At 49.4% G+C, this 7,795-nt stretch carries 7 protein-coding genes; all 7 read right to left on the reverse strand.

Annotated features, from left to right (window positions below; translation table 11 throughout):
• Positions 1 to 38 precede the first annotated feature (38 nt).
• The 7 genes from AB7D94_RS15205 to AB7D94_RS15235 all read right to left on the reverse strand — a co-directional run bounded on the left by AB7D94_RS15205 (position 39) and on the right by AB7D94_RS15235 (position 7,681).
• The gene (locus tag AB7D94_RS15205) at positions 39 to 1,019 is read right to left on the reverse strand and encodes an AAA family ATPase (RefSeq protein ID WP_420266827.1); all 981 of its coding nucleotides are present in this window, start codon (positions 1,017 to 1,019) and stop codon (positions 39 to 41) included.
• Between the two features lie 379 nt (positions 1,020 to 1,398).
• Positions 1,399 to 1,842 (reverse strand): hypothetical protein, encoded by a 444-nt coding sequence (locus AB7D94_RS15210; protein WP_420266828.1) that lies wholly within the window; start codon positions 1,840 to 1,842, stop codon positions 1,399 to 1,401.
• Entirely contained in the window at positions 1,781 to 1,999 is a 219-nt protein-coding gene (locus AB7D94_RS15215; protein WP_420266829.1) for a hypothetical protein, read from the reverse strand. Before AB7D94_RS15215 ends, AB7D94_RS15210 begins: the two co-directional genes overlap by 62 nt.
• Positions 2,000 to 2,015: 16 nt before the next feature.
• Complete coding sequence (gene uvrA / locus AB7D94_RS15220) at positions 2,016 to 4,763, reverse strand: excinuclease ABC subunit UvrA (protein WP_420266830.1); 2,748 nt, start codon at positions 4,761 to 4,763, stop codon at positions 2,016 to 2,018.
• A gap of 14 nt (positions 4,764 to 4,777) precedes the next feature.
• Positions 4,778 to 5,848 carry a c-type cytochrome biogenesis protein CcsB gene (gene ccsB / locus AB7D94_RS15225; protein WP_420266831.1) on the reverse strand — a complete coding sequence of 357 codons (1,071 nt, stop codon included), beginning with the start codon at positions 5,846 to 5,848 and terminating at the stop codon, positions 4,778 to 4,780.
• A 60-nt stretch (positions 5,849 to 5,908) separates the two neighbouring features.
• A complete protein-coding gene (gene resB / locus AB7D94_RS15230; RefSeq protein WP_420266832.1) occupies positions 5,909 to 7,339 on the reverse strand; it encodes a cytochrome c biogenesis protein ResB in 1,431 nt (476 codons plus the stop codon).
• Positions 7,340 to 7,369: 30 nt separating this feature from the next.
• Positions 7,370 to 7,681: a hypothetical protein gene (locus AB7D94_RS15235; protein WP_420266834.1), complete on the reverse strand. Its 312-nt coding sequence runs from the start codon at positions 7,679 to 7,681 to the stop codon at positions 7,370 to 7,372.
• Positions 7,682 to 7,795 lie beyond the last annotated feature (114 nt).

A 7,795-nucleotide genomic window follows, 5' to 3' on the forward strand; every position in this document is an offset into this window, starting at 1 on the left:
CTTCTCTGTAAACACGCATTCTCACTATCATTTTACCTTCACCGAGAATTGCTGCGTATGTTGCCATTGCTGAGATGGTACAGGTATTCATTGATCTCTGTGTCCATCGTACGAGGGAGGTACTCGAATATCTTCTTATGATTCTCCGTTACGGTTATAGATACCGCATCAGGTCTGATAGAGGGGATTTCGTACCGTATGCTCCGGTATTCTATTCTAATATCAGCCATAATATATGACATCTTGTTAATTAAAACTATGTTTATTGGTGGTGCAGGAATGTAATCGTAGTGCAGTCTCATTCTTGAAAAAAGTTCATTGTGCGAATGGAGATGAACGGTGATCTTTCTTATGGATACGATAATCTTCACGTTTTGCTGCTCACGCAGCTCAGAGGATATTTTTAGTATCTCTTTCAGAAGTGCGGTTTCACCATTGAAGGATTCACATTTGTCGATGTTGTCAAAGACTATGATCAATTTTCTGTTCGCCACGACACTTATGATCTCGTTAACTACCTGGTGTGCCGTCGGGTTAGCGATATCGCTGCTCGTCAATTTCTTGAGTTGAAGCACCCTGTATATACTCTGGTACAAAAAATGGATGTCACCATCGCTTATTGCATGAAGGTCCATGATAATTACGGCTATGTCGTTTTCGCTGAAATATTTTTCGTAGTAATCAAAGAAATAATACAGGAAAGTCGATTTGCCAACCCCCGGACAGCCTACGAGTATCCTCATGGCAGGGCTATTGCCCCATGGCCTGAGCTTTTCGATGAAATCTGTAACCGGACGGGAAAGAACTTGATGGGCATTGTTCGACCTTTCCGGCAGAAGTCGCATACAATAGCTCCTGAAGGCCGTCAAGCATGTGTCAGGTAGTTTCTCTACATTCACGTAACACTGCCTCAGCATATCCTTGTTGGTGGTCATGAGCGTTGCGTCTGCCAGCCTTTCGTTTATGAGAGTTAAGTTATTTTCACCAAGAATATCGGCGAAGAAGTTGATCTTTTTCAACTCTTCATTGTTTCCTTCTGAATAGACATGCTTTTTTTTGTAATGTGCATTCAAAATGTTATCAATTATGCTTCTCATATTTTTGTCGTCTCCTTTATAGTTTATTCAAACTAACCACACCATAAAACAGCAATTTTCATGCCAGCATAATTATTTTATAACTTATTGCTTTTAAAGGGATTTAATTTTAACTCTTTAGGTGAAAATAGGAATGCTTTCCATAAAATGGTATCTGACTCCGCAGTCAGTAACTCTGTGCTTCAAATGCAAGGCACGGACTATATGAAGCCCGTGTCAATATGGGGAAAGGTAATAGCGAAAACCCTGATATACCTTCAGCGAGAATTGATGTGGTTTTCGATTTGTGCTGCAGCTCACATCATTGCAGGTTAGCCAGGTCTGCCAAATCCCCTGGCCGGCCTGTCGCGCGTTTATTGGCCTTCAGGCATTCTATGCCAATGATGTCCAGCTCAATGCCGCTGTCTGCGGTTGTTAAGCGATGTTGGTAGCAATCGGCGAATTCCACTCCGTCTATTGTCGTTATGATGTCAATACGTACCGGCGGGAACCCTAATTGAATAACATTTCCAGGGGTTTCAAAATCTTCCAATCGTAATCCAAATGAGGAAAAGCCAAAATCGTCTAAAACATGGAGTATCTTTGCAGCGTTTTCCCCTGTGTTTCTTATCCAAATATCCAAATCACCAGTATAGCGGGGGTGGCCATGGAATCCTACCGCATAGCCCCCAACAATAAGGTATTCAACCTTTTTGCCGATTAATAATCCGACAAACTCTCTGAAGTCCGGGTGTAATATCGCCATAGTATTGCTTACGGAGCATCTCAATAGCCTCAAGGCGTTCGCTCATCGGCCTGCTGCGCCAGTACTGGCAATCCGACGCCGCCGCGCCCAAAGGGACTACCTTCACATGTTTCTTTATCCTCTCCACTGCCCTTATTATGACACGAACGCGAGCCATTTTGCCAGAGACCAGACTATCCCAGGCCTGATAACCTTTCGAGACATGCCCCCGTATGAGACACCTCACACTCCTGCAAGTCCTCCGGCGTCCCTTCAAAAAGCACCGCCCCTCCGGCCTCTCCCCCCTCCGGGCCAAGGTCAACTACCCAGTCCGCCTCCCTTATGACATCCATATTGTGCTCTATCACCACTATCGTGCTGTTTAACTCCATCAGCCTTCTCAGGACACTAAGCAGCGCCTTTACGTCGTGCATGTGCAGGCCGATAGTCGGTTCGTCCAATATGTACAGAAACCCCTTGTGCGCCGCAACTCCAAGGGCCGCGCATATCTTAAGGCGCTGCGCCTCACCACCGGATAGTGTCGTTGCCGGCTGCCCCACTGTCAGATAGCCAAGCCCCACATCCTTTAAGAGCTGGAGCCTTTTTGAGATCGCCGGTTCGTCCCAAAATATGTCCGCCGCGTCATCAACACTCAGATTCAATACGTCGCTTATCGTGAGGCCCTTGTATTTTACCCGGAGCGTCTCGGCTGAATATCTCTTGCCCGCACAGTCAGGGCATTTCACGTATAAGTCCTCAAAGAAGTACATCTCAAGCTTCTGATAACCCTCGCCTTTACAGAGTTCACACCTGCCGCCCGTGACATTAAATGAGAAATGGCCGGGGCCATATCCATAGAGCTTTGCCTCTGTGGCGGAGGCGAAAATCGTTCGTATCGAATCGAAGAATTTTAAATAGGTAGCGGGATTAGACCGCGGAGACCGGCCAATTGGCGATTGGTCAACAAGGGAAACCCCCTTCAGCCTGTCAAGCCCCTTGATACCCTTATACTTAAGCGGTCTTTTGGCGTAGTTGCCGTTGAAATGTGCGGCAACCGCATGGTAGAGCGTGTCAACAACGAGGCTGCTCTTGCCGGAGCCTGAGACGCCGCTCACCACGGTAAGGGTATTTAGTGGTATGCGCAGTGTTATATCTTTGAGGTTATGCCCTTGCGCGCCGGTCAGGACAAGGGCGGGGGCTGCTGCTCCAACTGTCCTTTTGGGCGATTGCCGATAGGTGGCAGCCTTGTTGTTTAGATACCCCGATGTGATGGTGTCCGCCCTTTTAAAATCTTCAATGCTCCCACTGAATACAACGCGCCCACCCTTGCTCCCGCCTCCCGGCCCAAGCTCTATCACCCATTCGGCGGCACGGATTATCTCAGGGTCATGCTCTACGACAAGGACTGTATTGCCCTGTTTGGCGAGGCTGCTGATTATCTCCGTAATTCTCTGATTGTCACGGCTGTGAAGGCCAACCGTAGGCTCATCAAGGACGTAAAGGGCACCGGCGAGGCTGCATGACAATTGATTGGCAATATTTACACGCTGGTACTCACCGCCGGACAGCGTCATCGTCTGCCTGTCAAGCGTCAGATAATCAAGCCCCACGCGTCCTAAGAGCGTGAGTTTGTGTCTGATATGCCGTATGGCCTCCTCTATCGCCTCACGGCTGTTTATATTAGTAATTGGCGGGGCGGCAAAAAAATCAGACAGCTCTTTTACAGTCATCGCGTTCATTGAGGCTATGTCAAGCCCGTTTATCTTATAGGCGAGAACTTCCTTTTTCAATCTCGTCCCATTGCACCGCGGACAGAGGACAGGCTTTCTGTATCTGTTTAGGAACACACGCAGGTGCAGTTTATGGCGCTCCTCAGAGAGGAATTTAAAAAACGCGTTCAATCCATGGAAGGATTTCCTTACCCCCTCGTTAAGCAGCAGCCAATCCTGCTCAGACAGCTCCGCGGCAGGCTTATAAATGTCTATGCCGACGGCCTCCGCCCCCCTGAGCATCTGGGACTTCCACCAGTCAAAGGCGGGCTTCTCCCACGGGTCTATCGCCCCATCGGCAAGTGAGAGCCGACGGTTTGGTACGATTAGGTCCATGTCGCCTATGAGGATATTTCCAAACCCCTTGCACTGCGGGCAGGCCCCGACCGGGTGGTTATATGAAAATAACAGTGGCGTTGGCTCAGGCAGCGAGGCGCCGCAGGCGTCGCAGGAGTTGCCGTCTGAAAAGGACAGCCCTGTCTGGCCACCATCGCCGTATATGACAACCTTAATCGTGCCGCCGCCCTCGCGCCATGCCAGCTCTATTGAATCGGCAAGCCTTGATTCGTCCTGAATTGCCAGCCTGTCAATAAGTATGTCGTTGCTTCCCACCGCGTCGGCCATGCCGAATGTCTCTATGGACTCACCATCTCTGTGAATCCTGTAAAAACCGCGCTCTCTGAGGCCTGAAAGAGGCTCGTCTGTGCGGAACAGGACAGCCGCCCTGGAACCAGCGTGTCTTTCGATGAGGGTTTTATAGACAGAGGACGTGTCCCAGCGCGTTATTGCGGAGCCGCACTCATGGCAAAACGGCTCAGCCGCCCGCGCAAACACGACCCTCAGAAGGTCATAAACCTCTGTCACCGTGCCCACAGTAGAGCGCGAGGTCTTGACGGGATTGCGCTGAGCGAGGGCTATGGCGGGGCGGATGTTTCGCACCTCTTCAAGCTGCGGCCTGTCGAGCTTTTCAAGGAATAACTTCGCGTATGTCGAAAGGGATTCAATAAAACGCCACTGGCCCTCGGCAAATATGGTGTCAAAGGCCAGAGAGGACTTCCCTGACCCTGATACGCCGGTGATCACCACAAACTTATCGTGCGGTATCTTTACTGAGATATTCTGAAGATTGTTCTGCTTAATTCCTGTAATTTCAAGCCACTCAAAAGCTGGCATCGGGGTGTATTCCGTTAAATCTCACCATAGCTGTGAAGGCCGGACAGGAGAATATTGACGCCGAGGTATGTAAATATCACAGTGATAAATCCAATGGACGACAGCACGGCTATCTTGTTGCCGCGCCAGCCGCGCAGATACCTCGCGTGCAGATAAAAGGCATACACAAGCCATGTTATCAGAGACCATGTCTCCTTAGGGTCCCAGCTCCAATAGACCCCCCATGCCTGGTCTGCCCATATCGCCCCAAATATCAGCCCGCCAAGCGTAAAGATGGGAAACCCCACCGCCACTACCTTATAGTTTAATTCCTCAAGAAACTCCAGCGATATATCAAAGGATTTCAGCATTCGCCTCAGTACGTAACCATACCTCCATGCTGAAAATATTGCCGCAAACCCCGCTATCCAGCTCAGCAACGCGGTAGGCCCGGAGTTGCTCCTGAAGGTCGCCTTAAAGAGGTAACTCTTCATAATCTCCGCCGATGTAGCCATCATCTTAAACTTAAAATAATCAGCCCCCATTGCCGCCAACACCAGTAAAAAGACACTCCCCGCAACCGTCCAGAATATGTATGAACCCTCAGTACGCCTCTCTGTGCTCAAAACCAGATACAACATCCCCGTGGCAAACGCTATCCCAAAGGCGGCATACGCAATAAAACTCATCGTCACATGCGCCAGCAGCCAGTTGCTCTGAAGCGCGGGCACAAGGGGTTCAATCTCCTTCGATATGCCGGTTAAATCTATAAATCCAAGGGCAAGCCCGGCCAGAGGCGTTATAAATGCCCCAAACGTCCTGTTCTTGTACTTGAATTCGATTATGAGATAGCCAAGCATCAGACACCAGACGAAAAAAATCAAAGACTCATAGAGATTCGTCAGCGGTGCCCTGCCAATGCCCATGCCGTAGGACTCCACCCATCGAAGAACTAAGGCCGCCGTCTGCGATAAAAACGCGACCACCGCCACCGTCGTGGCACACACACCTACGGTCTTGTTTTTGAATATAAAATACCCTATGTAAATCATCATAGCCACAAAGTATCCGACTTCGGCTATGCCAAAAAGTATCGGGCTTCCCATTTACGTTACCTCCTTGTCGTCATACGGCACCTTCACCACTCGGCCTACGCCGGGGGGTTGTTAACCCCGCTTGGAGAGCTTTGGCGCTAACCGGTCAAAAACGGCATCAATTGTGCTGCCGTAACCAATCTTGTTTTTATTTGTAAAGGCCGCTATTTTTACGTTGACCTTTGTCTTTTCAGGCTGTAGCAATACCCATATTTTTTTGTGGCTGAGGAAAAATGCGCTGTAAAGGCCAATGGCCATAAACAGGCACCCCGCATAGACCACCCAAACGCCCGGGTCTTTTCTCACCTGAAGTCCCGTATATTGATATCCATAGTTATCTACTAATTCCACCTTGTGGCCGTCGGGCAGCTCCCATGTCTTAGGGTAGCGCTTTACTATCCAGCCAGAGGATTTCTCCTTGCCCGGCTCGGTTAATTCCACAAAGATGGCGGGATTGTTCATGTTCTCGCTGACTGTAAATGGGCGCTCGTCTTTATCAAACGAGAGGTCGGGGCTGAAGGCCGCCACCTTGCCCGTGAGTTTAGTGCCTGGGATGCTAAACGACTCCCCTACGGCGAGGGCAATCTGCCCGGGTTGCCCACCTCTTGGCGTGATGTTTAGGATAATCTGCCCGTTGACGTCCTTGCCGGGAACCACGCCATAGCTTGACTGATAAAACGTATAGCCCTTGTATTTTAATGGCGAATTTACCCCTATGGACTTTTTCAACACCGTCTTGCCGTCCTCAATAATTGAAAGCCAGCTTATGTACTCCTTTGGCATGTTGGAATTTTCGTAGAACCTGACGGCAAAGTTGTCACAGCGTACCGAATACCCAAGCGGGTGCTCATCCCCTTGTCTTGAATAGGCAACAGCGGAGGTCTCCCCCTCCGGCAGGTTCAAAAAACCGCTGAACCCCAGTGTTACGCCGATGACGGCACCGACAAGGATGATTACTATGCTGAAGTGGATTACATACACGGCATAGCGCGTATATCTGCCCTTGTGGGCGTAGAACTGGATGTCTTTCGTATTTGTGCCTGTTGCATCGGGGGTCATGCCGAGCCTTTTTAAGGCCGTTAGAACCGCAGTCTTAGCGGCTTCTATTCCACCCTCTATTGCCAGCTCCTTTTTTATCCCGTACTTATCGAAGTCCGATGCCTCTATGGGTTTAAGTGGCTCATCAACGACACGCTTTATACGCGGCAGCCTGTCTATAGAGCATATGGTCAGGTTTGCACAGAAGCAAACCAGCATCGCCGTAAACCACCACGAGTGGTACATATCAGTAAAGCCAAGTGCCGTGGCCGCCTTATACGCGGTTTGTGCGTTTCCCTGGCCGAACATCTTTGCAAAGAGTTTTATGTTTTTTTCGGGCTGGGCATTTTGTTCGACCACCGTGCCTATTATTGAAGACAGCGCTATGACGCCAAACAGCACCACCGCCAACTTCACCGAGGTAAAAAACCCCCACGCCTTCTCGATTATTGTTTTATCTGACATCAATTATCCTTTGGCGTATCGCATTGAATTTCAGAGTTTGCCCCCCACGTATTGGCCAATGACTGAGGCCGCAAGTGAAATCGGTATGTACTTGTAGTCCAGATGAACGAATGACCTCATCAGGATAACAAATGGAATCGGTAAATGTATATACAGAAACCACTTAGGCGAACGTTTTTCCTGGCGCGCCCTCAAGCGCCCGAAAGGCAGATTTATCGCAATCGCAAAGACCATCAGCACTGCAATCGCCTCCGCGTGCGACAACGACACGTTCGCTATATGTAATAAATCACTTATCTTACTTATCTCACTTGTAAGGGGGACAATGCCCATTTCATTCACCACTCTCAGGAGTTGCTTGCACAGGGGGATTCTAACAAAATAAGGCCCCAATTGTAAACCCAGGGCAATCGCATTAGAAAAATTAGGCAGAAATTGCCTACACTTTTAGCGCTG

Origin of the sequence: Candidatus Magnetominusculus dajiuhuensis (assembly GCF_046044395.1) — a bacterium.
GTDB lineage: Bacteria > Nitrospirota > Thermodesulfovibrionia > Thermodesulfovibrionales > Magnetobacteriaceae > Magnetominusculus > Magnetominusculus dajiuhuensis.

What these genes read in the sequence shown, in the direction of transcription:
- AB7D94_RS15215 (WP_420266829.1), bottom strand. Translation starts at nt 1,999, where the DNA reads ATGGCTCGCGTTCGTGTCATAATAAGGGCAGTGGAGAGGATAAAGAAA.
- resB (WP_420266832.1), bottom strand. Translation starts at nt 7,339, where the DNA reads ATGTCAGATAAAACAATAATCGAGAAGGCGTGGGGGTTTTTTACCTCG.
- uvrA (WP_420266830.1), bottom strand. Translation starts at nt 4,763, where the DNA reads ATGCCAGCTTTTGAGTGGCTTGAAATTACAGGAATTAAGCAGAACAAT.
- ccsB (WP_420266831.1), bottom strand. Translation starts at nt 5,848, where the DNA reads ATGGGAAGCCCGATACTTTTTGGCATAGCCGAAGTCGGATACTTTGTG.
- AB7D94_RS15210 (WP_420266828.1), bottom strand. Translation starts at nt 1,842, where the DNA reads ATGGCGATATTACACCCGGACTTCAGAGAGTTTGTCGGATTATTAATC.